The sequence below is a fragment of the Streptococcus sp. Marseille-Q6379 genome (assembly GCF_965119505.1).
Map to the genome: position 1 here is coordinate 714,457 of NZ_CBCPLV010000001.1, position 25,102 is coordinate 739,558.

Here is a 25,102-nt window from a genome sequence, read left to right on the forward strand (position 1 = left end):
TATCAAATTACATGGAGTACTTCAAAAATCCTAGCATGACAGGAGCTTGTATCAGTTTTTGAAACTCTCGCTAGCATGAAAAAAATTTTATCCGACCAAGCGTTATGATGTTGTAATCTCCCTTTCTCTAACTTCTTGTGTTCAGTATATTTAGGGAAGTTAACTCTTGTATTTTATACGGTAGATTTTTTTCAAAGCAAGCCCCATCAAGACTTTCTGCTATGAAAAAAGTGGCTGAAACATTATGTTTCAGCCACTCAAAATTAGTTATGGAATTTCCAAGGAAGTCGCTAGCGCCCGTTTCACCTAAGGTAGGTCTCAAAGAAGACTTTTATCATTCTTTATTTCATCGTTGGGAACAACAAGACATCACGGATAGTTGTTGTATCAGTGAGGAGCATGCAGAGACGGTCGATACCGATTCCGAGTCCACCTGTTGGTGGCATACCGTATTCAAGGGCTTCAACGTAGTCGTAGTCGATGCCTGTTGCTTCGTCATCACCGAGTTCTTTAGCAGCAGCTTGTGCTTCGAAACGTGACAATTGATCGATTGGGTCGTTCAATTCGGTGAAGGCATTTCCGTACTCTTTAGTCATGATGAAGAGTTCGAAACGGTCAGTGAAGCGTGGGTCTTCTGGGTTTTTCTTAGCCAATGGAGACACAGCAACTGGGTGACCGTAAACGAATGTTGGTTGAATCAATGTTTCTTCAACGAATTCTTCGAAGAAGGCGTTGATGATGTGACCAACTTCAGTGTAGTGTTTTTCAACTGGAACATTCTTTTCAGCAGCGATAGCTTTGGCTTCATCCAAAGTCATGTCTTGCCAGAAGTCAACGCCAGTGATTTCCTTGATAGCGTCAACCATGTGGATGCGTTTGAATGGTTCGTTGATCTTGATTTCAGTTCCTTGGTAGTTGATAGGTCCGTCACCTTTAACAGCTTTAGCAGCGTGTTGGATGATACCTTCAGTCAAGTTCATGATATCGTGGAAGTCAGCGTAAGCTTGGTAAACTTCAATAGATGTGAACTCAGGGTTGTGAGTAGCATCCATACCTTCGTTACGGAAGATACGTCCGATTTCGTAAACGCGTTCCATACCACCAACGATGAGACGTTTGAGGTGGAGTTCAGTCGCGATACGAAGCACCATGTCGATGTTTTGAGCATTGTGGTGAGTGATGAAAGGTTTAGCAGCAGCACCACCAGCTTCGTTGTGAAGAACAGGTGTTTCTACTTCAAGGAAACCTTGAGCATCAAGGTAGCGACGGATTTCAGAAATGATTTTTGAACGTGTGACAAAGCGGTCAAAGCTTTCACGGTTAGAAATCAAATCGAGGTAACGTTTACGGTAGATTGTTTCAACGTCTGAAAGTCCGTGGAATTTCTCAGGCAATGGACGAAGGGCTTTAGACAAGTGAGTGATATGAGTAGCCTTGATAGAAAGTTCTCCCATATCTGTTCGCATAACTTCACCTTCGACACCGAGGAAGTCACCAAGGTCAGCTTTCTTGAAGATTTCGTAGTTTTCTTCACCGACAGCATCTTTACGCACGTAGATTTGGATTTGACCATCGCGGTCTTGGATGTGGGCGAAGCCAACTTTACCTTTACCACGTTTAGTCATCAAACGACCTGCGATAGTAGCAGTTTCGTTGATTTCGTGCAATTCTTCTTTTGTTTTGTCAGCGTATTTTTCTTTTAATTGACCAGATGTAGCTGTGCGTTCGAATCGCTTACCAAAAGGATCGATTCCTTGTTCAGCCAAGGCCGCCATTTTTTCACGACGGACAATCTGTTGATCGTTCAATTCTTCCATGTGTTGATTTGACATGTTAGTCCTCCATAAAATAGTCGTAATTATTGTATCATAAATCACCTTCTAAAGATAGGACAAATGATTAAATGTCAGATAAATAAAGCTAGGATTTGTCTATTTTTAGTACAAATTGTAAACTAGCATTAACCTTTGATTAGAAAGTTATAGAATTTATTGACAAATATAATAAAAAGGGTGTACAATAGCAAAGTAAGTTTCGTATGATATAAGGAGGAAATACGATGAAAAAGAAAAATTATGTTAGTAAAGCCGTGATGCTTGGCGCTTTACTAGCACCTATTGGGATGCCTACGGTATCTGTGTTAGCAGATAACTTTTATCAAAATCAAACGAGTGCTCACGCTGCTGATATCACAAACTGGATTGCCAGTACACCTGAACAAATTACAAATAATTTGACAACTCAGAATATCAATCCACAGCAGTTGGATGGTCAACAATACGTGATTCAATGGGGAGATACCTTGTGGGGAATCTCTCAAGCGACTGGGATTTCTATTGAAAAATTAGCCTACGATAATAATATTCAGAATATTGACCTTATCTTCGCAGGTGACGTCCTCATCTTGAAACGTGATGGTGATGTCCCAGCAGGTTACCATGTGACTGGTAATGGTTACCGTTGTGCACATTCTAAGATTGTTATCAACAACTATTATGGTGATAACAACCGAGTGATTATCAATAACAGCACTTTTGTCTCTGATGACCATTCTAAGAATACAGTGATTTACGCTCCAGATAATTCTGACAATAGCGTTTCATTCTCAAATAGCACAACTAACAATAACAACGATAAAGACAAAGATACTAAAGATTCTAAAGATGGCAAGGACTCATCTTCATCATCATCAGAATCTAAAGATGCTTCATCAAGTTCAACAAGTGGATCATCATCTTCTGCATCAAGCTCAACAGCGAGCAGTAGTGAAAGTAAAGCAAGTACAGAAAGTTCTAAGGAAAAAGAATTGACTGATGATGCTTTCCAAGACAAGGTTCAAGAAGAATTCTCAAATATTTATCGACAAAATCGTTCAGGTAGTTCTGCATGGACTTTCTTCTCACATGCAGATGATAAGACGGGTGTAAATGCTACTGCTAAGAAGGACACTGAAAGCAAAGCCCTTTACCTTCAAGGTGAAACACCTAAGGCTCAAGACATTGTAGATGGACCTAAAGATGGTGCCAAAACTGAAGCCAATGCCAAAGCCCTCGCTCAAAAGATTTACGACGCCCTTAACAGAGATAGTAAAATGTCAGATCTTATCAAGTCAAAATATGCCCAAATTCAAGTAAGTTATAAGGGTGATAAGTGGGCTTTCAACGTTGATGTTTACAAGGAAAAAGAAAGTTCATCATCAAGCACTGAGAAATCTTCAGAATCTAAGGCGTCATCAAGTGATGATTCTCAAACAGAAACACGCATGAGTTCAAGCTCATCAAGCCTTGAACGCTCATCATCAAGTTCTTCAAGCCACACTGAAACAGACTCAGAGGCAACTTTCTCTGACCTAACTGGTGACGAATAGAGAGGGGCAAGACATGTCAAAGAGAAATATCATTATTAGTGTTGTTCTTGCTTGTCTCTTGGTTACGGGAGCTGGATTTGGTGCTTTCTATTACTGGGGAACACACCATTTAGATAGTGTTGTACCTGGTAAGGTTTACCAATACTCAAGTACTCTAAACGGTGAGGTCAATAATCGTGTCATGTATGTAGCCTTCCAAGAAGGTGGGAACAAGGCGCTTGTGAGTCAGGATCGTACGACAGTGGTTAATGCTGCTAAGAGTCAGACTGATTTTGACAAGGCCTATAATGACCAAACAGCTAAGTGGGAATACAGTGTGACAAAAACAACATTGACTCTTGGTAAAAAAGAGGACGATCAATTGTCACAATGGCAGTACAACAAGGTCTTTGCTTATGGTGACCACTTCACATCAAAAGATTTCTACTACCAGATTGCCAAAGGTGGTCAGGGTGAAGTCAAACAAAAAATGACCTTCAAAGAAATTAAATAAGTGTCTGAATATGACAAGATGCATTAGGTTTGGGACAAATTGTTCCAAACCTTTTTCTATCTTCAAAACACGAATAATCTTTTCTTAAGTGGGGTCGAAAATTGAAATAAGAGGGCAAAAACGGTATAATAAGACTGTTTGGGCAATTGCATTCTGATAAAAAACAGACGAGTAAGATTGCCCTAAGACAGTTGACTTAAAGCTTACTTTTGCAAGACTTAGGATTTCACTAGGAGCTGACTGATATTGCAGTTTAGTTGTTAGACCTCTTAATTTAGCTAAGTCTCTGACAAGAGAATGATATAAGAAAGAACGGACAGATGATTACCTCTATTGTTTTTGACGTTGACGATACTATTTACGACCAACAGGCACCTTATCGTATTGCCATGGAAAAATGTTTCCCTGACTTTGATATGAGTCACATGAATCAAGCCTACATTCGTTTCCGCCACTATTCTGATGTTGGTTTTCCACGTGTAATGGCAGGTGAGTGGACAACCGAGTATTTCCGTTTTTGGCGCTGTAAAGAGACCCTTTGGGAGTTTGGCTACCGTGAAATTGATGAAGAAACGGGCAACCATTTCCAAGAGGTTTACGAGCATGAGTTGGAAAATATCACCATGCTTGATGAGATGCGCATGACCCTTGATTTCCTCAAGGAAAAAAATGTGCCTATGGGGATTATTACCAATGGACCAACAGAGCACCAACTTAAAAAGGTTAAGAAGTTGGGACTTTATGATTACGTTGATCCTAAGCGTGTCATCGTCAGTCAGGCGACAGGTTTCCAAAAGCCTGAGAAGGAAATCTTCAACCTCGCAGCTGAGCAATTTGACATGAATCCATCGACGACGCTCTATGTTGGAGATTCTTATGACAATGATGTCATGGGGGCCTTTAATGGTGGCTGGCATTCTATGTGGTTTAACCACCGTGGACGTAGCCTCAAACCAGGTACTAAGCCAGTCTTCGACTTGGAAATCGACAATTTTGAGCAACTCTTTGGAGCGGTAAAAGTCCTTTTCGATCTTCCAAATAACAAATATATCTTTGATATCAATGATAATGAAAATCCAGTCCTTCAACTAGGTATCAATAATGGTCTTATGATGGCGGCTGAACGTCTTCTTGAGAGCAATATGAGTATTGATAAAGTGGTTATCCTTCTTCGTTTGAATGCGAACCAGGAAAAAATCCTTCGTATGAAATATGGAAGATAATAGAGCGGCCTCGTATGGCCGTTTTATTGTCTAGAACGTGAGATAAGGAGTTTGAAAATGGTAGAAATCAACAACTTAAAACATGATATTGAAGCACTAAGTGCTGAACGTGATGCTTTGAGAAAAGAGGTAGAAGCACTCGAAGCCAAACGTGACGATCTCTTCGAAGGTATTAGAGATGCAGAGCAGATGAAGGGGGCGTTGCTTGGGATTCCTATTATGCATTAGTAGACCACCTTAATGCTGAGGAAAAGCAAAGAGGGTTTGCTAACAACTATTGGGAACATGTCCATAGAACTGCCAAAATAGACGTGGAATTTATCTTGAGTCGTGGTCTTCGTTTTAAGCGTTTATTGTCTGAAGGACAGTATGATTTTGTCTCACAGGAACTAGACGATTTTGAAAATGAACTAGAGGACTTGGCTCGAGACTTTGGTGTCGAATTAAATCGTTTGCCAGATGAACCGAAGTGGAAATAATGGAAGTGAAGCTCTTAAAGCAATCGATTTAAGAGCTTTTTGAGTGCTAAAAAGCGACCCTTGTTAAGGATCGCTTGTCTTATGAAGTCAGTCGCTGATTTAGCTGATCTTGTTTTGTTCATCCATATAGGACGTATCATTCCAACATTTAAGAGTGAAGTGCTCAAAATCATTGGTTTCGAGAATAGTGACAGAAGCATTGTCAAGACCGCCTGCCTTACGAAGAAGACCAGGTTCAAAACCAAGGAGGGTACGGATAGAAGCCGTTAAGTTAGCTCCGTGACCTACGATGAGGACATTTTTAGCATCGCTATCTTTAAGTGTTTTAATAAATTCGGCCACACGTTTGGTTGTCTGGTAGACAGACTCAGCTTGGAAGTCATTAGCACGGAAGTTGGCTAGGTTATGACGGAAGGCATCCATTTCTTTTGGATAGATGGCCTGAACGAGAGCAATTTTTTGCCCTTCCAGTTTACCAAGTTGCCATTCACGCAGAGCTTTAGTGTAGGTAACTTTAGCTTTAGACTTTTGAGACTCCATGATGAGTTCAGTGGTTTTTTTAGCACGTGGTAGGTCACTTGAGAAGATCAAGTCAAAATGTGTGTCACTGAGATAGTGACCTAACTCACGTACTTGTTCGATAGATTCTTTAAGCAAAGGCGAGTCTCCCTTGGCGCCTTGAAGTCGGCCTTCCAAGTTCCACTCGGTTTTACCGTGACGTACAAAATACAGTTTCATGATTACTCCTTAATATCAGCAAATTCAGCATTAACAAAATCAGCAAGATCTTGACTATTGATACGGATAGAACGCCCAATTTCCCCCGCTGAGACAATAAGGAAGCCAGCTTCTTGGGCAGATTGATCGATATAAATAGGGAAATTGTGCTTTTGGCGAATTCCCACTGGGTTGTTAGCTCCGTGAACATAGCCAGTTGTTTTTTGGAGATCCTTTTGTGGAATCATTTGAACTTTCTTGTTCCCTGAAATTTTAGCTAATTTCTTTTCAGACAGGTGTTCGGTGATAGGGACGATGCCGATGACTGGTCCTGTCTTATCTCCCTTAAGGGCGAGGGTTTTATAAATGCTCTCACGCGCCACATCTTCTGGAAGCTCCCCTTCTAAACCATTGAAGGATAAGCTATCATGGTCAATATTAGCTTTATCAAGAATTTGGTCAACCAAGGTCTTCTTGACTTTGCCTTTCTTAGCCATTGTCATATCTCCTTTTAAAGTTATACATTTCTACCATCCATTATAACACATTCATCCGAGCACGCCTAAGCCAATTTGACAAGAAGAAAACCAGTGCCTTAGACACTGGTTTTTACTGACTACTAGATGAACTTGTCGAAGTAGTCTTCTTATTTTTAGTTGGTTTTTGCTTAATCTTACCAAAGAGTTTTTCAAAGGTTTTACGTTTGTTTTTCTCAGGATTGATTTGGTTAAGATCTAGGATATTATCGAAACCAGGCAGGCTTCCTTGTGACGTATACTGGTGAAGGTCATAGTCGATTTCAGTATTTGGTAGAGCCTCATAATAACCAGAATCGGTACCGTAGGCTGGAATCCAAACAGCATCAAAGTTTTTAGTTGAAACTTCTTGCTCAAGCATGAAATAAGCACCAATATAGAGACCAACGTTTTCAGCTCCTAGACGTTTGAGCTCAGCGAGAAAGGCTTGGACACCTTGCTCCATGTTGGACATGGTTTCTTCTTCAACGTCGATCCAGTAATAAGTAGGTTTGTATGGAGAAGCATTTTTGTAGAAAATACGAGCTTCTTCCTTCATCTCTTTAACAGAAGTACCTTGAGCGTAGGAATAGACGGCAACTGGAACGTCACGTTTTTTGAGTTCTTTGATATGTGTTTTAAAAGATTTGTCGACCCCATTCGAACTAGCGGCATTGCTATCCTTACTAATCTGTGATCCACCGAAGACGCGGATAATAGCACCAGAAATATGATTTGACAAGACATCGTAATCGATATCCTGAGGTAGTTGCCACCCCGAAAGGTCGATAATGGGATTGAGTATCAGCTCCTCGTCGGAACTGCTAGATGTACTACTGGTTGTTGTTTTTGGTGTAGTAGCATAAGGAAGAGCAGATTTCACGTTTTGTAGATGCGCCTGCTGTTTGGACGTATTGTGAATATTTGCAATAACTAATGCTAATCCTAAAAGAGCTAGAACCACGTAAACAACGATCGGTTTTATTCTTTTTCTCATTACTCCCATTCTACCTTAAATACTGCAAAAATGCAAAATAGAGTGTTTGTAAATTCTGTGAGAGATATTAAAGTGACTGATGTTCAAAAAGCCTTTGTAGTGCTGACTTAGGCACATTTTATGAATAAGGATGTTTCGAGCTAGTCTTGAATTAAGTGAATTTTTCATTTATTAAAGCAAAAAATTTAGCTTAAAAGTCAGTTTCCTCCTTGAAACTAGCGCCACTAGTGGCATCCGACCAGGCTACAAGAGCTTGAGCAGAGTTATCTAGATAGGTTTTGAGAGGCTGCTTCAAATCATAGATGGTCTCCCAAAATCCCAAGACATTTCCATCTTTGTCTATAGCAGCTTGGTAGGTTTGGATGAGGACTTGATCAAAACTGTCTGTTGGAATCTGATAACTTCTTTCTTTGGTAGGAGAGGCTAGCACTTCAGACATGATCCAATCAGGTAGATTTTCAGACTCACGGGGGAAGAAACTACCGTCAGCGCCACCATTGTCATAGAGAAAGTTTCCTTGGGCATCATAGGCTGCTAATTTATAGGGCAGGTGATTCAGTAGTGTTTTTAAATCATTCATACTTTCATCATAGCTTCTTTCATGCAAAATGGCAATGCATTGGATTGGAGACAATACTATCGTAGGATAGTATCAGTTTGTCCAAGGATAGTAGTATCTCTTGTAGCATTATCAGGGTATAATAAAGTAAAAGAAGACTCGAGGTGAAAACATGTCAAAACTTATTTTTCTAGATGTTGATGGGACCTTGGTGGATTATCATAACCGCATTCCAGAATCAGCAGTAAAGGCTATTCGTCAGGCCCGTGAAAAGGGCCATCTGGTCTATGTTTGTACTGGTCGTAGCAAGGCAGAAATGCAGCCAGAATTATGGGAAATTGGCTTGGATGGGATGATTGGTGGTAATGGCTCTTATGTGGAGCATCATGGCCAAGTCCTCATGCATGAGCTGATTTCTAAGGAAGATGCGGCTAAGATTGTGGATTGGTTGACCCAACGTCATCTAGCTTTTTATCTTGAGAGCAATAATGGTCTCTTTGCCAGTCCTGATTTTCGTGAGCGGGCACGTGAGACACTTAAGACTTATGCCATTCAAAAGGGGCAGTCAGAAGAGTCTGTCGCTGGTAAGGAACCAGAAGATTTTCTTCATGGCCTCCAGTATGGTGGAGAACTCTATCGTGACGACCTAAACAAGGTCAGTTTCGTTTTGGATTCCTATCAGGATCACTTGGATTCCAAAGAAGCTTTTCCACAGCTTGAAGCCCATACTTGGGGAGGGCGAGGTGAAACAGCCTTGTTTGGTGACTTGGGTGTTAAGTATATTAACAAGGCCCATGCCATTGATGTTCTTTTGGAACATTTGGGGGCTAAGCGTTCGGATACCATTGCTTTCGGCGATGCCAAGATTGATATCCCTATGTTGGAATACTGTGAGGTTGGCGTTGCCATGGGAAATGGTGACCCAGAAATCTTGGCTATGGCAGACCTAGTTACAGACGATGTTGAAGCTGATGGCCTCTATAAGGCTTTTGATAAATTAGGCTTGTTGCAATAGAAAAAACTGAGTTACCTAGGTAACTCAGTTTATGTTTTATGCTGGTTTACGACCGATAAATTTTTTCAAGAGATATAAGAGATAGCCAACAGCGATATACCCAGCACTGATGACTAGGACATTTACCAAGACCTTGTTCCAACCAAATTTATTGACATTGATAAAGAAGTAGGCGAAGGGGCTATCTTTGGCACCTGGAATTGGGAGTTTTAGCACCAAGCCATTTAGAAGGGCAAAGGCAAAGTAAGACAGAGGGACCACGGACCAGTAAATTGGCTCACGTAGACGGTAGGCTTTCTTAGCATCGAAAATGAGGGTATCAAGCACCAATCCCCAAGGGACAATATAGTGGACCAAGAAGTTACGGAGGGTCCAGAATTTCTCAGGTTCTGTAATAGGTGCCAAGAGGATGTGATAGATGACTCCAGTGATGAGGATGGCCATAGTTACACCACCCTTGTAACGCAAGAGTTGGGTGTTAGTCGTCGCATCCCCTTTTTTAAAGTCATAGATGATAAAGAAAATCAAACTAGAGAAGACCAGGATATTGGACAAAACAGTGTAATAGAGCAACATACCCCAACCATCGTCATGGATTTGGATAGAGACTCCTACCAAACCACAGAGAGCTAGTAAGATACGGTAAAATCGTGAAATAGCCATAAGCTTCCTTTTCCTAATAAATAATCTCTCTTATCATATCACATTTTTCACTAACAATTTATTGAAAATTCTAGTAAAATCAAAGTAAGAAAAACTTTAAGGAGTAATGATGTCCCATTTAATCGATTATCTTGATAAGGTTAAGGATTTGCCTTTCGACCAAGAGCCTCTTAATATCTTGGATAAGGTTTGCATCAATGAAATTGGCTACCTGACTTATGAAAAATGGCTCTCAGCAAGTGATTTGAAGGAAACCATCAATTTACATGACTATGCTGAAGGGAAGGACTTAAATCCAGACTACAGCTTCATGGTGACTAAGGAACGGGTAGATTTGGCTGAAGCCATGGTCAGGTCTAGGCGTTTCGCTGGACTTAATCTAAGTGACTACTGTAGTGTCTTGGACAAGGAAGTGGAAAAGCAGTTTGCGGCTATGATTTTCAGCTTGCCTGAATTGGACTACCAGCAGATTGTCTTTCGTGGGACAGATGATAGCGTTATTGGTTGGAAGGAGGATTTTCAACTGACCTACAGTCGGGAAATTCCTGCGCATCGCTCAGCTATGGCCTTTCTGGAGAAGCACTTGCCAAACCTCAGTGGTCATATCGCTGTTTCTGGACACTCCAAGGGTGGCAATCTTGCCCTCTATTCGGCTGTTCAGAGTTCGACTGTCTTGCGTGAGCAAATAGCAGAGCTCTTGCTTCTTGATTCTCCGGGCTTGATGAAGCCCCTCTTAGAGAAGCCTTCTTACCAAGAGTTGAAAGCCAAGATGACGGTTATCAGACCTCAAGAATCAGTTGTGGGAGTCATGCTCTACTGGGACAAGGTCGCAAAGCTCGTAGCAGCAGATGGCATAGGCATCGCTCAACACAATGTCTTGCTTTGGCAGGTTGACTTGGAAACAAATGATTTTGTTTATGTGGACCAGCCGACAGACCTGAGTCAACGCTTAAAAGAGACCTTCCAAGAATGGATTGAGACCTTGCCTAATCAAGAACTCAAGCAGGTTTGTGACTTGTTCTTTGATACCATTCTTGATTCTGGAATTGAAAGTCTGGATGATATTGGTATCAAAACCCTTCCTAAGCTAGGTCAACTCTTGCAAGAATTCGGCAATCTCTCGGACCAACAAAAGAAGGTCCTTCAAGACGGTTTCAACCAGTTACTCTGGATATTTTGGAAGTCGGGAAATAAGAAATCTAGTCTGCCCAAGCTAGAACTTCCTGATTTTATCAAGAAGTTGAGTGAATTAACCAACAACGATTAGAGACAGCAGATTATAGAAGTGGAGAATTTTATGCCTAAAAACGTATTGATTACAGGAGCAACATCAGGAATTGGGGAAGCAACTGCGCGTGCCTTTGCCGAAGAAGGAGAAAATCTCATCCTAACAGGTCGCCGTGTGGAGCGCTTAGAAGCTCTAAAAGAAGAGCTCCAAGCAACCTATCCAAATCAAAAAGTTTGGACCTTTGCCCTGGATGTCACTGATATGGCCATGGTCAAGGATGTTTGCCAAGGCATTCTCAAAAGTGTAGGTCAAGTCCATGTCTTGGTCAATAATGCAGGTCTGGCACTAGGTCTAACAGTTTATCAAGACTATGAGGAGTGGGACATGCTGACCATGCTCGACACCAATGTCAAGGGCTTGATGATGGTGACACGTCAGATTTTGCCAAGCATGGTTGCCGCCAATGAGGGCCATATCATCAATATGGGCTCTACGGCGGGCATCTATGCCTACGCAGGGGCAGCCGTTTATTCAGCTACCAAGGCCGCAGTAAAAACTTTCAGCGATGGCTTGCGTATCGATACCATTGCTACAGATATCAAGGTGACGACCATTCAACCTGGTATCGTTGAGACAGACTTCTCTCAAGTTCGCTTTCACGGTGATAAGGACAAGGCAGCCAAGGTTTATCAAGGGTTAGAAGCCTTGCAAGCCCAAGATATTGCGGACGCAGTTCTCTACGTCACCAAGCAACCACGACGCGTCCAAATTTCGGACATGACTATCATGGCTAACCAACAAGCCACAGGGTTTACCATTCATAGAGAGGAAGACTAGGAGAAGCTTATGAAGAATCACACTAATCCAGCCATCGGCAGTAGCTGGGAAGACTTACAAACAAAACTCTTTAGCAAGGAAGAAATTGAAGCCAGTTACCAAAGAGTGGAAAAACTCATTCAGGAAAAGGTTCGTAAATAGATAATGAAAACACGGCACCAAGCTGTGTTTTTTTGTTCGAATTTTCCCAAAACTATGAAAGAAACTGTGAAAATGCTATAATGTAAGGGATTACGACAGTTTTGAGGTAACAAAATGAAGAAATTAATGAATAGAATCAATCAATTTAGAGATGATAGGGATTGGCGTAAATTTCATAATGAAAAGGATTTAGCTATCTCCATATCACTAGAAGCAAGTGAACTTCTTGAGTTGTTCCAATGGAAAAACTCAGAGGAAGTTGTAGAGAGCTCACTTAATGAAATTAAGGAAGAACTTGCTGATGTATTGATTTACTCTTTGATGATGGCAGATAATTTAAATTTGGATGTTGAGGATATTATAAAAGAAAAAATTGAAATAAATACAAAAAAATATCCTATAGAATTAAGTAAGGGTAACAATAAAAAATATACTGAATTGGAGAAATAATGGTTAAAGTAAAAAGTCCAATTGTAAGAGAAATAGAGTATGCAAGCGACTCTCTCGTAAATCTTAAAAATCAACTTAAATATAGTGAGCACAAAAATGAAAGAAAATTACTATTTGATTATCCGGTAGTTTACATTGTTAATGATGAAAACAAGAATCAATTTAGTGTATATGTTGGAGAAACAACTGATATAATTCGGAGAACTAGCCAACACTTAATTGATGATATAAAAAAAGACGATAGAGATGATTGGAGAGATTTTGCGACATCTTCTACAACGAAGATGTTTGTAATTGGTCACAATCATTTTAATAAGTCGTTAACTCTAGATATAGAAAATCGTTTGATGCTTTATTTATCAAGTGTTGAAAATGTCAAAAGAGTACATAATAGAAAAGAAAATCCTCAAAATGAGTATTATACATCTGATGAGTTAGATTCAATTTTTCTTAAAATTTGGTATTCGTTAAGAAAGAGAAATAAGTATTTATTTCCTGCTGAGAGTATTGTTCGAAATTCAGCAATTTTCAAAGCATCTCCGTTTCATAAATTGACAGAAGAACAAATTGAAGCTAAAAATAGTATTATTAATAAAATAAGTGCCTCAATTAGTAAAAATGAAGAGGGGACACTTATTCTAGTTAAAGGAGAAGCAGGTGCAGGGAAGACGGTTTTAATGAGTTCTTTGGTAGATGATTTATTGAATTCTGATGATATTTCATTTATTAAAGATAATAATTACATTAATCTTATTGTAAACCATAACAACCAATTAAGTGTATATAAAGAAATTGAAAGAAAATTAAATTGGAATAGTGGTTCAAGCTTGGAAGTAGCGATGAAGCCTACTCAATTTTTAAACGCTTTGAGAAAAGAGAAAATCAAGGCTGGAGTAGTCATAGTTGACGAAGGGCATCTGCTTCTTACTGCGAAAAATCAAGCATATCTCGGCGGAAATCATTTAAAAGATTTATTAGCGCAGTCAAAAGTAGTTGTTTTGGTTTATGATGATAAACAAATTATGAATAAATCTCAAATGTGGACTGATAATACATTTTTAGAATTAGAACATGAGGCAAACCTAGAAGGAAATTTAATTCAATTACGTAATCAAATGAGAATAAAGGCTAATCCTGAAACTGTTAATTGGATTCGTAATATTATTGATGAAGGTGAAATTAAGGAATTAAAAAAAGACAATCAATATGATATTAAGTGTTTTGATTCTCCGTTGGAATTGCAAAATGCTATTAAATTAAAGGATAGTGATCAAAAATTAGGTATTTCTAGATTAGTGGCTACATATGATTGGCCATTTGTTGAAGAGAAAAAGAAACAGGCGACTCCGAAATGGTTTGTAGAGATTGATGATTGGAAAGCTCCTTGGAATCAACAATTAAAGGCAGATAAGAAATATGCAAAATTGTCTTGGATAGAACAACCTCAAACAATTAATGAAATAGGTTCTACGTTTACAGTTCAAGGATTTGACTTGAACTATGTTGGTGTTATTATCGGACCATCCGTGAAATATAGAAACGGCAAAATCGTATTTGATATTACTAAGAGTAAAAATAAAGGCGCTGTTCAAAACAGAAAACTTGAAACAGGTGAAATGATAAACTATGGAGAAACATTATTAAAAAATGAGTTAAATGTTTTGTTGACACGTGGCGTAAATGGCCTATACGTCTATGCAGTTGATGAAGAACTTCAAAAAGCATTAAAAAATGCGATAAAATAAGATAACTTACATATTCCAAAACTTTTTCCGAATAATAGAAGTAGAGGGGACAACCCTCTATTTTTAGTTGAGGAGATGTAAATGGAAAAAAGACATAAGCATGTCTCACCGACCTTGGATATTATGGCTAAGAAGATTTTTAGCCTGCCTGAGGTTACGGTGGCATTTATTCGAGATATTTTGGATTTGGATGTTGTGGATGCTCAGATTTTGGAGGGGACACAGCTTCATAAAAAGGACTTTGACGAGGATGAGCTCTTTTCAACCTCGGTGGATGTTCGAGCCAAGTTGAATGATGGAACCGAGGTTATCATTGAGATTCAGGTGCGTAAGCAGCATTATTTTCTCAATCGTTTTCATTATTATTTGGCTAATCAGCTGGTAGAAAATGTGCAACAATTACGCCAACAAGGGCAGACGCATAAGATGTATGAGCAGATGGAGCCGGTCTATGGTATTGCTATCTTGGAGAAGACCTTGTTGCCAGATGAGGAGTCCCCGATTAATACTTATTGGATGGCCAATAGTCGGACGGGGAGGCCTTTGAATGCTTACTATAAGGATGGGAAACAGCAGAACCTTCTTCAGATTGCCTTTTTAGAGTTGGATAAGTATAATAAAGATAAGCATATCAGGGATGAAGGGCGGCAGTGGCTAGAGTTCTTTGGAAATCTCCCATTTTCTAAGGCACCTAGCCGAGCGGTCACGCATGCCGATTCATTACTGGATTCATCCAGCTGGACACAGGAGGAAAAGGCGATGATTGATGAACGCATACGTATTCAAGAAAATTATGACATGACCATGGAAACAGCAATTGATGAAGCGCGTGAAGAAGGCATAGAGAAAGGGTTAGAGCAGGGACTAGAGCGTGGACTTAAACAAGGGTTGGAACGAGGTCGTTATGAGGGACAACTAGAACTGATTCGTAAGATGCTGTCAAAAGGTCTGTCGTTAGAAGTAGTATCGGATGTGACTGGTTTATCGGTTGAAGAATTAGAGACATTGTTATCGTAAGAATCAGTTAGGAATAAACATTTATTTGAAAAGTCAGAGGCAGTTTTTGTCTCTTTTTTTATTTTTGGGTATTTAACATTTGTAATACTTAAACATTCGGAAAATAATACTTTGAATCGTAAAATTAAAAAAGACTGTCAAACGTTTGACATAAATCTGAGAAAACAGATTTAATACAATTTGATTGTTTTAGCCGATAAATCTTGCTAAATAAGCCTTTATGGAAGTTTAGAGTTTTCTCTTTCTTACACGTGAAAGAAATTACCTTTTTGTGCGACATTTTTAGACTATAATTTAGAAATGAATAACTGAACTTTCTAATATGACATTTTTGTTAAGGCCTTGTTAAAATGGATTACTTAGCCTTTTATTTTGTGTTCTCATGACTTATAATTTGTTTTGGTTTGTTTTGGATTAAAGAAACAACAGCATCATTAAGTACATCAAATATTTAAGAGTCTCTGTTTTTAGTTCGAGAATAGCTTAAAACTAAAATGGAGAGATTGTGAAAAAAAGTATCGGGAGAATTAACTTGTTTAGAGAAAGTAAAACAAAACCAAAGTACAGCATCCGAAAATATTCCATTGGGGCAGCATCGGCTTTGATTGGCTTCATGGCCCTTGCCAATGGGCAAGCAGTTCAGGCTGACGAGGCACAATCGATTAGTGACTTGACTGATGCTTCAAATCAAGCGCAGGCCCCTCAAGCGGTTTCAACAGCTCAGTTGGCGACTTCAGAGCTAGCATCAGAGAGTGTGCAAGCTTCTCAGCCTGCCAATATTATGCCGTCTCAACCTCAGGTAAGGACTGTTCAAGCAGCTGAGCAGACTCCGACCATCGATCAAGTGATTGAGACAGGCACCTCTCAAAATCAAGGAACGTCAGCAAATGTCTTAACCAATGCGACTGAGGGTCAAGGACAAGGCAAGGAGTATAACACAGATGCCTACGGTGCCAAAATGCCTTACACGACTCATGAAGCAGAAAATGCGACTATCGAAAATGGAGCTACAATCCAACAGTCAACTGACATGGAATCTACGGCCGTGGAAGCGACGAACCAAACTTATGTCGAGCTTCCTAAAAAAGATGCAGCAGTTACTTTCAATGTCACCGAGCCAGCCAATGCTTTGAATGTACGTTATACAATACCTGATGGTGCATCAGGTCAGTTGGATGTGCAAGTTAATGGTTCAAGCGTTGGTAATCTTGATTTGTCATCTCACTCATCATGGCAGTACCTTAAAGGTGACCATGAGTATGATCAAGCCATCGATGGCTCAAGTGCACGTTTTCGTTTTGATGAGACACGTCTCCTCCTCAAGGATATCCAATTAAAATCTGGTGATAAGATTTCTCTCGTTAAGAAGAAGGATGACAATGTCCCTTATGGTATTGATTTTATTGAGCTAGAACAGGCTCCAGCGCCAGTTGCCCAAAGTGAAAATAGTATCAGTATCGTGGATAAGGGTGCATCTGCTAATGATGATAGTGACGACACAGCTGCCCTACTTGCGGCTGTTGAAGAAGCTAAAGCCAATGGAAAATCTGTCTATATTCCAGAAGGACGTTTCAATTTTGACAAACAAGTTAATATCGAAGCTGATAATCTAAAAATTTCAGGTGCCGGTGTTTGGCATACGCAACTACACTTCACAAGTGACAAACGCTATGGTGGTGGTATTGTCTTTGGTCATAACAGTAATGGTATTGAGTTGAGCAATCTTTATATGGATTCCAACTTAACCTCTCGTTACAATGAGGATGCACAGTACAAGGCTATTTCGGGAACACTTGGTAAGGATTCGAAAATTTACGATATCTGGGTTCAGCATTTTGAAGTTGGTATGTGGATTGGAGATTACGACCAGACGGGAAATATGAAGTATACGGACGGTCTTGTTGTTGAAAACGCTCGTATCCGTAATAACTTGGCTGATGGTATTAACTTTGCTCAAGGAACCAAGAATTCAACGGTTAAAAACTCTAACATCCGTGGGAATGGTGATGATGGTTTGGCTATCTGGTCAAGTATTTCAGATGGGACAAATGCCGCAGCCGAGGAAAATAATAAATTCCTCAACAACACCATTGAATCAGGCTGGCGTGCGGCTGGTATCGGTATTTTTGGTGGTAAGGGTCATGAAATCTCAGGAAACCTCATCAAGGACGTCTTTGCTGGAGCAGGTATCCGTGTAAACACAGTCTTTGCAGGCCACAATTTTGACCTCAATGATTCTGGAATTAAGATTCATGACAATACCATTCTACGTTCAGGGACAACTAATGACCTCTATAACCTCCATCGTGGTGCCATTGATTTCCAACAAGTTCGTGGAACAATCAAGAATGTTGCTATCTACGATAATAAGCTATTGAATACCTTGGCTGAGCCGGTGATTACCAAAAACTTTGAGATGGGTGACAATGGTAATGGAGAAATCCGTTTATCAAATAATACGATTGACAATAAGGCGACGATTGTTGGAGCTGTTTCAACAGTTTCTCCAACAAAGCCTGAGCCAAAGCCAGTCAATAATCCAGTCTCTGAGACTTCAGCATCAGAAACACCAAAGAGTGAATCAGGATCAAGCACCCCAGTTTCCGAAGCATCCAATAGTGAAGTAGTATCCGAGACTTCAGTTTCTGAGTCACCAAAGAGTGAAGCCAGCTCGACTGCTCCAGCCTCTGAGTCACCAAAGAATGAGGAAACACCAGTAGCTTCATCTACCAGTCAGGTTGACGTAGTAATTACTTCTGACAGCCCAGAGAAATCTCCAACTTCAGAAAGTACACAAAAGGATCCGATAAGCGAGGTTTCTTCAGAAGTTATTGAAAAAGGTTCAACAAGTCAGGTTGACGTCAAAGTTTCCGAAGCACCAACAACAGCAAGTACATCTGAAGTTGTCAGCATTTCGCCAAATAGTCAGGTCGCTTATAACAATGACCTAAAAACCCCTATAACAAGCAGTCAGCTCGCCTCAGAAGCTATTCGCTTTAATTCTCTGTTGAATGAGAAATCTGTGGATGTGATTGCAAGTAAAGTCATGGCGGTTATGGCATCTGAAACATTAGCCTCAGAAGCAGCATCACTTACAAGCTCTGAAGGTGTAGCTAAAGAGATTAGCAATGATTTGTCAGAATTGGCGGAAAGCAAGAAGGATGAGACACCTAAGAATGTCGCCCGTATTGATAAAACAACTGAGGCAAACCAGGTTGCTAAGGGTTCTGAAAGTCAAGCTAGCACCTCAAAAGAAAAAGGTAAGTCTAATACGACAACGGTCTTCCTTCTTGTCGGAGTTGCTGCGGCACTAAGTATATCTACAGTTTACCTTACAAAACAAGGTAAAAAAGCAGGTAAATAATAGGTAAGAAGCATCCAATAAAATGGATGTTTCTTGTTTTTTTAAGCAAGTTCTAAGATGGCTAATATCATTATTCTTTATTTTTAATCATCTACTTTGATTTGGTCCTGTATAATTAAAGTGATAAAAAATTAAGGAGTTAAGACAATGAAAGAAAAAAGAAATAGTAGGATTCGTTTATTTGCTCTTCTTCTTTTAGTATTTACTTTAGGATCCGGATTTTCATTAGATACTAGCAAACAATCTTTGGCTGTGAGCTCTCAAGTGGTTCAAGCGGATGAGAACAATGGTATCTTGGCTTTTAATGGTCAAAAGCAGTTTGTCATGGAGGAGAAGGACCAGCTAGGACGTGCCCACAGTGCTCATATACAGTTACAAGATAAGGACGAGCCGAAGAATAAGCGTCCCGGTAAAATAAAATATGATCCTGTAGGATGGCATAACTATAAGTTTTATTATGGTGACGGTAAATCAAAATCTTGGCTAATGAATCGAGGGCATTTGATTGGTTATCAGTTTTCTGGTGTCAATGACGAGGGCAAGAATTTAGTACCTATGACTGCCTGGTTGAATTCTGGAAATTATAAAGGAACTGACGAAGGTAATCAGTCAGGTATGCTTTATTACGAGAATCGCTTGGATAACTGGCTAGCACTCCACCCTAACTATTGGTTAGACTATAAGGTAACAGCTATCTACAGTGGAGACGAGTTGTTGCCTCGTCAAGTAGAACTTCAGTATGTTGGTATTGATAGTTCTGGAAATCTCTTGGAAATTAAACTTGGTGGAGATAAGGAGACTCTTGATAGTCAGGGAGTTACGCATGTTATCTTGGATAACCAATCACCAAATGCAGAAATCAATTATGCAGATGGGACAGCGACAAATACGGTTACTGAATTTACTGAAGCGCCATCTGAGCCTAGTTCTGAGAGTTCACAGGTGACTGAACAACCAAGTTCTGAACCAGAGCCTGTGCAACCTGCACAAGAAGAAAGTCGAACAGTTTATGTGGCGCGTCATGGTACAGCAGATGTTTATTGGTATGACATCAACAGTATGCCTAGCAATACCAACAAAGCAAATGTCGTTACAATGACAGAAGCAGATGCCCTAGCCCAAGGTAAACGACACACGTCTAAAGAGTAATACAAAAGCTGGACATCTTGTCCAGTTTTTTTGTAAAACGACTCAGATTTTACCACTTTTATCTGAAAATTTGATATACTGAGACTATCAAAGATACTTGAAAGAGAGGTTAATTGACTCTTTTTCAGTACAAGAAAGGAATAAAAATATGATTTGGATTATTATTGCCATTATCGTTGTTCTTGTAATTTTTGTTATTGCAAGTTATAACGGCTTGGTTAAAAGCCGTATGCAGACTAAGGAGGCATGGAGTCAAATTGATGTTCAATTGAAACGTCGTAATGACCTTCTTCCTAACTTGATTGAGACTGTAAAGGGATATGCAAAATACGAAGGTTCAACGCTTGAAAAAGTAGCAGAACTTCGTAATCAAGTAGCAGCTGCGACTTCTCCTGCAGCAGCTATGCGTGCCAGTGATGAATTGACTCGTCAGGTTTCTGGAATCTTTGCCGTAGCTGAAAGTTACCCTGATCTTAAGGCTAGTGCCAACTTCAGCCAACTTCAAGAAGAGTTGACGAACACTGAAAATAAAATTGCCTATTCACGTCAACTTTATAACAGTGTGACAAGTAACTACAATGCGAAATTGGAAACCTTCCCAAGCAATGTTATTGCTAAAATGTTTAGCTTTAAGGCTGCTGAATTCCTTGAAACACCAGAAGAAGAAAAAGCTGTGCCTAAGGTTGATTTCAGTGGACTAGGTAACTAATATGTTATTTGATCAAATTGCTCGAAATAAGAGAAAGACTTGGCTTTTGCTCCTGGTCTTTTTCCTCTTGTTGGGCCTTGTTGGCTACGGTGTCGGCTATCTTTGGTTAGGTTCAGGCTTTGGTGGTCTGATTCTTGCCTTAGTTATTGGTTTTATCTATGCCGTTACCATGATTTTCCAATCAACCAATGTCGTTATGGCTATGAATGGTGCACGAGAGGTTGACGAACAAACCGCTCCGAACCTTTATCATGTTGTTGAGGATATGGCTATGGTGGCACAAATACCGATGCCACGTGTCTTTATTGTCGATGATCCTTCAATGAATGCTTTTGCAACGGGATCTAGCCCTAAAAATGCTGCTGTAGCTGCTACAACAGGTCTTCTTGCGGTTATGAATCGTGAGGAACTTGAAGGAGTTATTGGACATGAAGTGAGTCATATTCGCAACTACGATATCCGAATCTCTACCATAGCAGTTGCCTTAGCATCTGCCATTACCATGCTAGCTGGGATGGCTCGTAATATGATGTTCTGGGGTGGAGGCCGTCGTAGAAATGATGATGACCGTAATGGAAGTAGCGGTTTGGAAATTATTCTTCTCATTATTTCTTTGATTGCCATTATTCTGGCGCCTTTGGCAGCTACCTTGGTTCAGTTGGCTATTTCACGCCAGCGTGAATTTTTAGCCGATGCTTCTAGCGTCGAATTGACACGTAACCCACAAGGTATGATTAACGCTCTGCTCAAACTTGATAATAGTGCGCCAATGCAACATCACGTGGATGATGCTAGCGCAGCCCTCTTTATCAATGACCCTAAAAAAGAATCTGGTTTGCAGAAGCTCTTTTATACCCACCCACCAATTTCAGAACGGGTGGAACGCTTGAAACAAATGTAAAAAAAGTGAGACTGATGACACTTCTAAGTGTGTTCATCAGCCTCGCTTTTTTAGTTTGCTTCAATATAAAGATTGCCAGCAATGGCTTCTGGGATTTGGATGTCCCTTCCATCAATATGAAGTCGGTAGAGTTGAGTGAAAGGGTCAAAGCCTTCAAAGGTAAAAGGTATTCCAATTTTAAGACCGACAGTCTTCAAATAATGGAGTAAATCAATTTGATCCTGAACTCGACGAAGGACATAGTCTCCAGGAGTTAGGTCTTGTGTAAAAGTCTGGTCATAAATCTCTTGTATGAGCTGACCTGACTTGGGGATTTGCCCACCGTGTGGACAGGTTTGAGGGTAATTGAGTAGGCGGTCAAGGGCATTGATAAAGTGATCAGAGACAGTATGCTCTAAAATTTCAGCCTCTTGATGAATTAGGTCGCAAGTATATTGCAAGTGGTCCACCAAAAAGACTTCGATGAGACGATGTTTCCGATAGAGTTCAGCGACATTGATTTTACCAGTTTTCGTTAGAAGATAGCCCTTGACTTTGTCTTTAATGATGAGGTCTTCTGAAATCAATTTCTTAATCATTTCCGTCACAGCAGGTGGAGACACCTGCATACGGTTTGCGATTTCCTTATTGCTTATTTTACCTTCTTCAGTACCAATCTCATAGATACATTTGAGGTAGTCTTCTTTATTAGGTGTCATTTCTCTTCCTTTGAAAATAGTCTCACCTTAGTATAACAGATTTATCATAAGAATACAGAATATTTCTTAGATGAGATTTTTACTGATTCAAGCCTTGGGTGATTTTATCCAGATTATATTTCATCATGTTGTAGTAGCTATCACCGTCTTGCCCTTTTTCAGCAATAGAATCTGTAAAGATCTTTGCATAAATAGGAATATTGGTATCCTTAGATACTGTTTTCATAGGGCGTTCATCGACACTAGATTCGACAAAGAGAGCTGGTACCTTTGTTTGGCGTAGTTTTTCCACGAGTGTTTTGATTTGGTCTGGTGTGCCTTCTTCTTCTGTATTGATTTCCCAGATGTAGGCAGATGGTATGCCATAGGCTTTAGAGAAGTATTTGAAGCATCCTTCACTAGTGACAATCAGTTTTTTCTCATCGGGAATCTTGTTAAATGTCTCTTTAGCTTCTTGGTCCAGTTTACTAAGTTTGTCAGTATAGGATTTTAGATTCTTTTCGTAGTAGGTCTTGTTTTTAGGGTCCTTAGCAATCAGTTGCTTGGCAATATTTTGAGCATAAATAATCCCATTTTCCAGATTAAGCCAAGCGTGGGGATCTTCCTTACCTTTTTCTGATTGACCTTCAAGGTAAATTACCTCAACACCATCACTAACTGCAAAATAATCTTTATTTTCTGTCTTATGAGCATTCTTGACTAACTTAGTAAACCAAGCATTTCCACCAGTTTCTAAATTGATGCCGTTGTAAAAAATTAAGTCAGCTTGTGAGGTCTTCTTTACATCATCAGGAAGAGGTTCGTATTCGTGAGGATCCTTACCAACGGGGACAATAGAGTGGAGAGTGATTTTATCTCCGGCAATATTTTTGGTGATATCGGCAATAATGGAATTGGTCGTAACGACTCGTAATTTATCCATGTTACTGCCTTGTTTATTGGTACAAGCTGTTAGAGTAACTACCGCTAAAAGTAGTAGTACTATTGTTGATAGTATTTTTTTCATATTATTTTCATCCTATTTTTTATTGTTTAGAAGTTTTATTCATGCCACTTTGTTTTGGGGCGATGAAAAAGCTGATGAGAAAGAGTAGAGCAGACGTTAATACAATGCTCGAACCAGCTGCAATATTAAAACTATAGCCGATAAAAAGACCTAGAACAGATGCCAGAGCCCCCAATCCTGATGAGAGAAGAATCATTGTTTTTAGGCTATGAACATAAAGGTAGGCAGTGGCAGCCGGTGTAATTAAAAGTGCCACAATAAGAATAGTGCCAACACTCTGCATGGCAGTTACAGAAACCAAGGTTAGAATAACCATAAGTAAGTAGTGGTAGAAGGTGACCTTAACTCCCATAGACTTGGCCAAAATTGGATCAAAGGATGTTAGGAGTAGAGGGCGAAAGAAGATTGTAATAGTTGCTAGTACGAGAAGTGAAACGATAATCGTTATCCACATATCCATGTCTTGTACAGCTAGAATATTCCCGAAGAGAATATGAAAGAGATCTGTGGAACTATTAGCAACACCGATGAGAATAATACCGAGAGCTAGAAAGCTCGAAAAGGTAATCCCAATTGCCGTGTCACTCTTAATAATGGAATTGCTTTTGATATAGGTAATCATTGTAGAAGCTAAAAGTCCAAAGATGATGGCTCCTATGAAAAAGTTAATACCCAAGATAAAGGAAATGGCTACCCCAGGTAGAACCGCATGTGAAATTGCATCACCCATAAGTGACATCCCTCTTAGAATAATAAAACAACCAACAGCACCCCCGACAATTCCAATAACTAAAGCCGTTATAAGAGCATTTTGTAAGAAGTGGAAATTTAGCAAACCATCAATAAATTCAGAAATCATTTACATCTCCTTTATAAAATAAACTGTTACCGTAGGTTTTACGGAGATTATCCTCATTAAAAATAAGATTAGTAGGCCCACTAGCAATCAGTTTACGATTTAGGAGGATAACTTGGTCAAAATAATGAGGAACTTTGCTCAAATCATGGTGGACAATAAGAATAAGCTTACCTTTGTCCCTAAGTTCTCTCAAGGTGTTCATGATAATATCTTCGCTAACGGAGTCAATCCCTACAAAGGGTTCATCTAATAAAATAATATCAGCCTCTTGTACAAGACAACGAGCGATTAGAACACGTTGAAATTGACCTCCTGATAATTGGCTTATTTGTCGATGAGCCAAATCATTTAGACCGAGTAGTGTTAAAGCATCTGTGACCTTAGACCAATCACTCTTAGATAGACGTTTAAAGAACTTGGTTTTGGGATAGAGTCCTAGAGAGATGCACTCTCTGACAGTAATCGGAAAGTTAAAATCAATATCAGCCTTCTGTGCAACATAGGAAATACGATTCAATTGCTGATGAATAGGTTGTTTATTGAAAAGGATTTTTCCAGAGTGAGGAATAATACCAATTAATGCTTTAATTAGAGTTGATTTACCAGCACCATTTGGTCCAATAATTCCAGTAATACTAGGTCCCTCCAAGTTTAAGGTGATATTATCCAGAGCTAATGTCTGTTGATAAGACACATTAATATTTTCAATTTGAATCATTAGCTACCTCCTTGAGTTTAATATACTTTAAAATAATAATTAAGTCAAGTTAACTTTTGTAATTAATTGAACTTAATTATTTACTGTTATCAAGGTGACAGAGGATAGTGAATGAGAGAACACTTTTTATATCAAATATTCAGCCTGCTCAAACTGTTTGATATTTGGGAGAGGCAACAAGGAATGTTATTTTCTACAATTTGTACGATCTCACTTTGTATTTCAAGAAATCTTTAGTTTTTATTTTTTAAA

26 protein-coding genes are annotated in these 25,102 nt (G+C 39.5%); 16 read left to right on the plus strand and 10 right to left on the minus strand.

Features of this window, described 5'->3' with window-relative positions; all coding sequences use genetic code 11:
- Window positions 1-341: 341 nt before the first annotated feature.
- On the minus strand, window positions 342-1,832 hold the full coding sequence (gene lysS / locus ACWPVZ_RS03650; protein ID WP_013990828.1) for a lysine--tRNA ligase: 1,491 nt from the start codon (window positions 1,830-1,832) through the stop codon (window positions 342-344).
- A 227-nt stretch (window positions 1,833-2,059) separates the two neighbouring features.
- Here lysS and ACWPVZ_RS03655 point away from each other — a divergent pair, with 227 nt between their 5' ends.
- The 5 genes from ACWPVZ_RS03655 (at window position 2,060) to ACWPVZ_RS03675 (ending at window position 5,562) form a co-directional block, all read left to right on the plus strand.
- Window positions 2,060-3,367 (plus strand): LysM peptidoglycan-binding domain-containing protein, encoded by a 1,308-nt coding sequence (locus tag ACWPVZ_RS03655; RefSeq protein WP_226973189.1) that lies wholly within the window; start codon window positions 2,060-2,062, stop codon window positions 3,365-3,367.
- 13 nt (window positions 3,368-3,380) lie between these two features.
- A complete protein-coding gene (locus ACWPVZ_RS03660; protein ID WP_002885961.1) occupies window positions 3,381-3,860 on the plus strand; it encodes a hypothetical protein in 480 nt (159 codons plus the stop codon).
- A gap of 320 nt (window positions 3,861-4,180) precedes the next feature.
- Complete coding sequence (locus ACWPVZ_RS03665) at window positions 4,181-5,083, plus strand: HAD family hydrolase (RefSeq protein WP_454380966.1); 903 nt, start codon at window positions 4,181-4,183, stop codon at window positions 5,081-5,083.
- Between the two features lie 57 nt (window positions 5,084-5,140).
- Window positions 5,141-5,311, plus strand: a complete 171-nt coding sequence (locus tag ACWPVZ_RS03670; protein ID WP_454380968.1) for a hypothetical protein — start codon at window positions 5,141-5,143, stop codon at window positions 5,309-5,311.
- 83 nt (window positions 5,312-5,394) lie between these two features.
- The gene (locus ACWPVZ_RS03675; RefSeq protein ID WP_454380970.1) at window positions 5,395-5,562 is read left to right on the plus strand and encodes a hypothetical protein; all 168 of its coding nucleotides are present in this window, start codon (window positions 5,395-5,397) and stop codon (window positions 5,560-5,562) included.
- A gap of 99 nt (window positions 5,563-5,661) precedes the next feature.
- On the opposite strand, the gene ACWPVZ_RS03680 is transcribed toward ACWPVZ_RS03675, so the two are convergent.
- The 4 genes from ACWPVZ_RS03680 to ACWPVZ_RS03695 all read right to left on the minus strand — a co-directional run bounded on the left by ACWPVZ_RS03680 (window position 5,662) and on the right by ACWPVZ_RS03695 (window position 8,371).
- The gene (locus ACWPVZ_RS03680) at window positions 5,662-6,300 is read right to left on the minus strand and encodes a histidine phosphatase family protein (protein WP_454380972.1); all 639 of its coding nucleotides are present in this window, start codon (window positions 6,298-6,300) and stop codon (window positions 5,662-5,664) included.
- Window positions 6,301-6,302: 2 nt separating this feature from the next.
- A complete protein-coding gene (locus ACWPVZ_RS03685) occupies window positions 6,303-6,776 on the minus strand; it encodes an aminoacyl-tRNA deacylase (protein ID WP_022495771.1) in 474 nt (157 codons plus the stop codon).
- 112 nt (window positions 6,777-6,888) lie between these two features.
- On the minus strand, window positions 6,889-7,791 hold the full coding sequence (locus ACWPVZ_RS03690; protein ID WP_037597645.1) for a glycoside hydrolase family 25 protein: 903 nt from the start codon (window positions 7,789-7,791) through the stop codon (window positions 6,889-6,891).
- A 190-nt stretch (window positions 7,792-7,981) separates the two neighbouring features.
- A complete protein-coding gene (locus ACWPVZ_RS03695) occupies window positions 7,982-8,371 on the minus strand; it encodes a hypothetical protein (protein ID WP_061652211.1) in 390 nt (129 codons plus the stop codon).
- Window positions 8,372-8,522: 151 nt separating this feature from the next.
- On the opposite strand from ACWPVZ_RS03695, the gene ACWPVZ_RS03700 reads away from it, so the two are divergent.
- Complete coding sequence (locus tag ACWPVZ_RS03700; protein ID WP_454380975.1) at window positions 8,523-9,365, plus strand: HAD family hydrolase; 843 nt, start codon at window positions 8,523-8,525, stop codon at window positions 9,363-9,365.
- Window positions 9,366-9,401: 36 nt separating this feature from the next.
- On the opposite strand, the gene ACWPVZ_RS03705 is transcribed toward ACWPVZ_RS03700, so the two are convergent.
- Window positions 9,402-10,028: a Pr6Pr family membrane protein gene (locus tag ACWPVZ_RS03705; RefSeq protein ID WP_080610400.1), complete on the minus strand. Its 627-nt coding sequence runs from the start codon at window positions 10,026-10,028 to the stop codon at window positions 9,402-9,404.
- Between the two features lie 109 nt (window positions 10,029-10,137).
- Here ACWPVZ_RS03705 and ACWPVZ_RS03710 point away from each other — a divergent pair, with 109 nt between their 5' ends.
- The 10 genes from ACWPVZ_RS03710 to htpX all read left to right on the plus strand — a co-directional run bounded on the left by ACWPVZ_RS03710 (window position 10,138) and on the right by htpX (window position 21,569).
- Window positions 10,138-11,295, plus strand: a complete 1,158-nt coding sequence (locus ACWPVZ_RS03710) for an Mbeg1-like protein (protein WP_080610401.1) — start codon at window positions 10,138-10,140, stop codon at window positions 11,293-11,295.
- A gap of 30 nt (window positions 11,296-11,325) precedes the next feature.
- Complete coding sequence (locus ACWPVZ_RS03715) at window positions 11,326-12,093, plus strand: SDR family NAD(P)-dependent oxidoreductase (protein WP_080610402.1); 768 nt, start codon at window positions 11,326-11,328, stop codon at window positions 12,091-12,093.
- Window positions 12,094-12,102: 9 nt separating this feature from the next.
- Window positions 12,103-12,234 carry a hypothetical protein gene (locus ACWPVZ_RS03720; RefSeq protein WP_263970029.1) on the plus strand — a complete coding sequence of 44 codons (132 nt, stop codon included), beginning with the start codon at window positions 12,103-12,105 and terminating at the stop codon, window positions 12,232-12,234.
- A 114-nt stretch (window positions 12,235-12,348) separates the two neighbouring features.
- Window positions 12,349-12,684, plus strand: a complete 336-nt coding sequence (locus ACWPVZ_RS03725) for a nucleotide pyrophosphohydrolase (protein WP_080610403.1) — start codon at window positions 12,349-12,351, stop codon at window positions 12,682-12,684.
- On the plus strand, window positions 12,684-14,429 hold the full coding sequence (locus tag ACWPVZ_RS03730; RefSeq protein ID WP_080610404.1) for a DUF2075 domain-containing protein: 1,746 nt from the start codon (window positions 12,684-12,686) through the stop codon (window positions 14,427-14,429). Before ACWPVZ_RS03725 ends, ACWPVZ_RS03730 begins: the two co-directional genes overlap by 1 nt.
- Window positions 14,430-14,510: 81 nt before the next feature.
- Window positions 14,511-15,446: an Rpn family recombination-promoting nuclease/putative transposase gene (locus ACWPVZ_RS03735; protein WP_454380979.1), complete on the plus strand. Its 936-nt coding sequence runs from the start codon at window positions 14,511-14,513 to the stop codon at window positions 15,444-15,446.
- A gap of 532 nt (window positions 15,447-15,978) precedes the next feature.
- Window positions 15,979-18,810 (plus strand): YSIRK-type signal peptide-containing protein, encoded by a 2,832-nt coding sequence (locus ACWPVZ_RS03740; RefSeq protein WP_454381494.1) that lies wholly within the window; start codon window positions 15,979-15,981, stop codon window positions 18,808-18,810.
- A 147-nt stretch (window positions 18,811-18,957) separates the two neighbouring features.
- The gene (locus tag ACWPVZ_RS03745; RefSeq protein WP_454380981.1) at window positions 18,958-19,959 is read left to right on the plus strand and encodes a DNA/RNA non-specific endonuclease; all 1,002 of its coding nucleotides are present in this window, start codon (window positions 18,958-18,960) and stop codon (window positions 19,957-19,959) included.
- Between the two features lie 148 nt (window positions 19,960-20,107).
- Complete coding sequence (locus ACWPVZ_RS03750) at window positions 20,108-20,668, plus strand: LemA family protein (protein ID WP_454380983.1); 561 nt, start codon at window positions 20,108-20,110, stop codon at window positions 20,666-20,668.
- A gap of 1 nt (window position 20,669) precedes the next feature.
- A complete protein-coding gene (gene htpX / locus ACWPVZ_RS03755; protein WP_002890638.1) occupies window positions 20,670-21,569 on the plus strand; it encodes a zinc metalloprotease HtpX in 900 nt (299 codons plus the stop codon).
- 50 nt (window positions 21,570-21,619) lie between these two features.
- Here the strand turns inward: htpX and ACWPVZ_RS03760 are convergent, their stop codons facing one another.
- From ACWPVZ_RS03760 to ACWPVZ_RS03775, 4 genes are all read right to left on the minus strand, one after another.
- Window positions 21,620-22,267, minus strand: coding sequence for a metal-dependent transcriptional regulator (locus ACWPVZ_RS03760; protein WP_454380986.1), 648 nt, complete (start codon window positions 22,265-22,267; stop codon window positions 21,620-21,622).
- Window positions 22,268-22,346: 79 nt separating this feature from the next.
- Window positions 22,347-23,273, minus strand: a complete 927-nt coding sequence (locus ACWPVZ_RS03765) for a metal ABC transporter substrate-binding protein (RefSeq protein ID WP_037600902.1) — start codon at window positions 23,271-23,273, stop codon at window positions 22,347-22,349.
- A gap of 19 nt (window positions 23,274-23,292) precedes the next feature.
- Window positions 23,293-24,132 carry a metal ABC transporter permease gene (locus tag ACWPVZ_RS03770; RefSeq protein ID WP_002884063.1) on the minus strand — a complete coding sequence of 280 codons (840 nt, stop codon included), beginning with the start codon at window positions 24,130-24,132 and terminating at the stop codon, window positions 23,293-23,295.
- Window positions 24,122-24,850, minus strand: a complete 729-nt coding sequence (locus ACWPVZ_RS03775) for a metal ABC transporter ATP-binding protein (RefSeq protein ID WP_002884031.1) — start codon at window positions 24,848-24,850, stop codon at window positions 24,122-24,124. The genes ACWPVZ_RS03770 and ACWPVZ_RS03775 overlap by 11 nt, the downstream gene beginning before the upstream one ends.
- Between the last annotated feature and the right edge of the window lie 252 nt (window positions 24,851-25,102).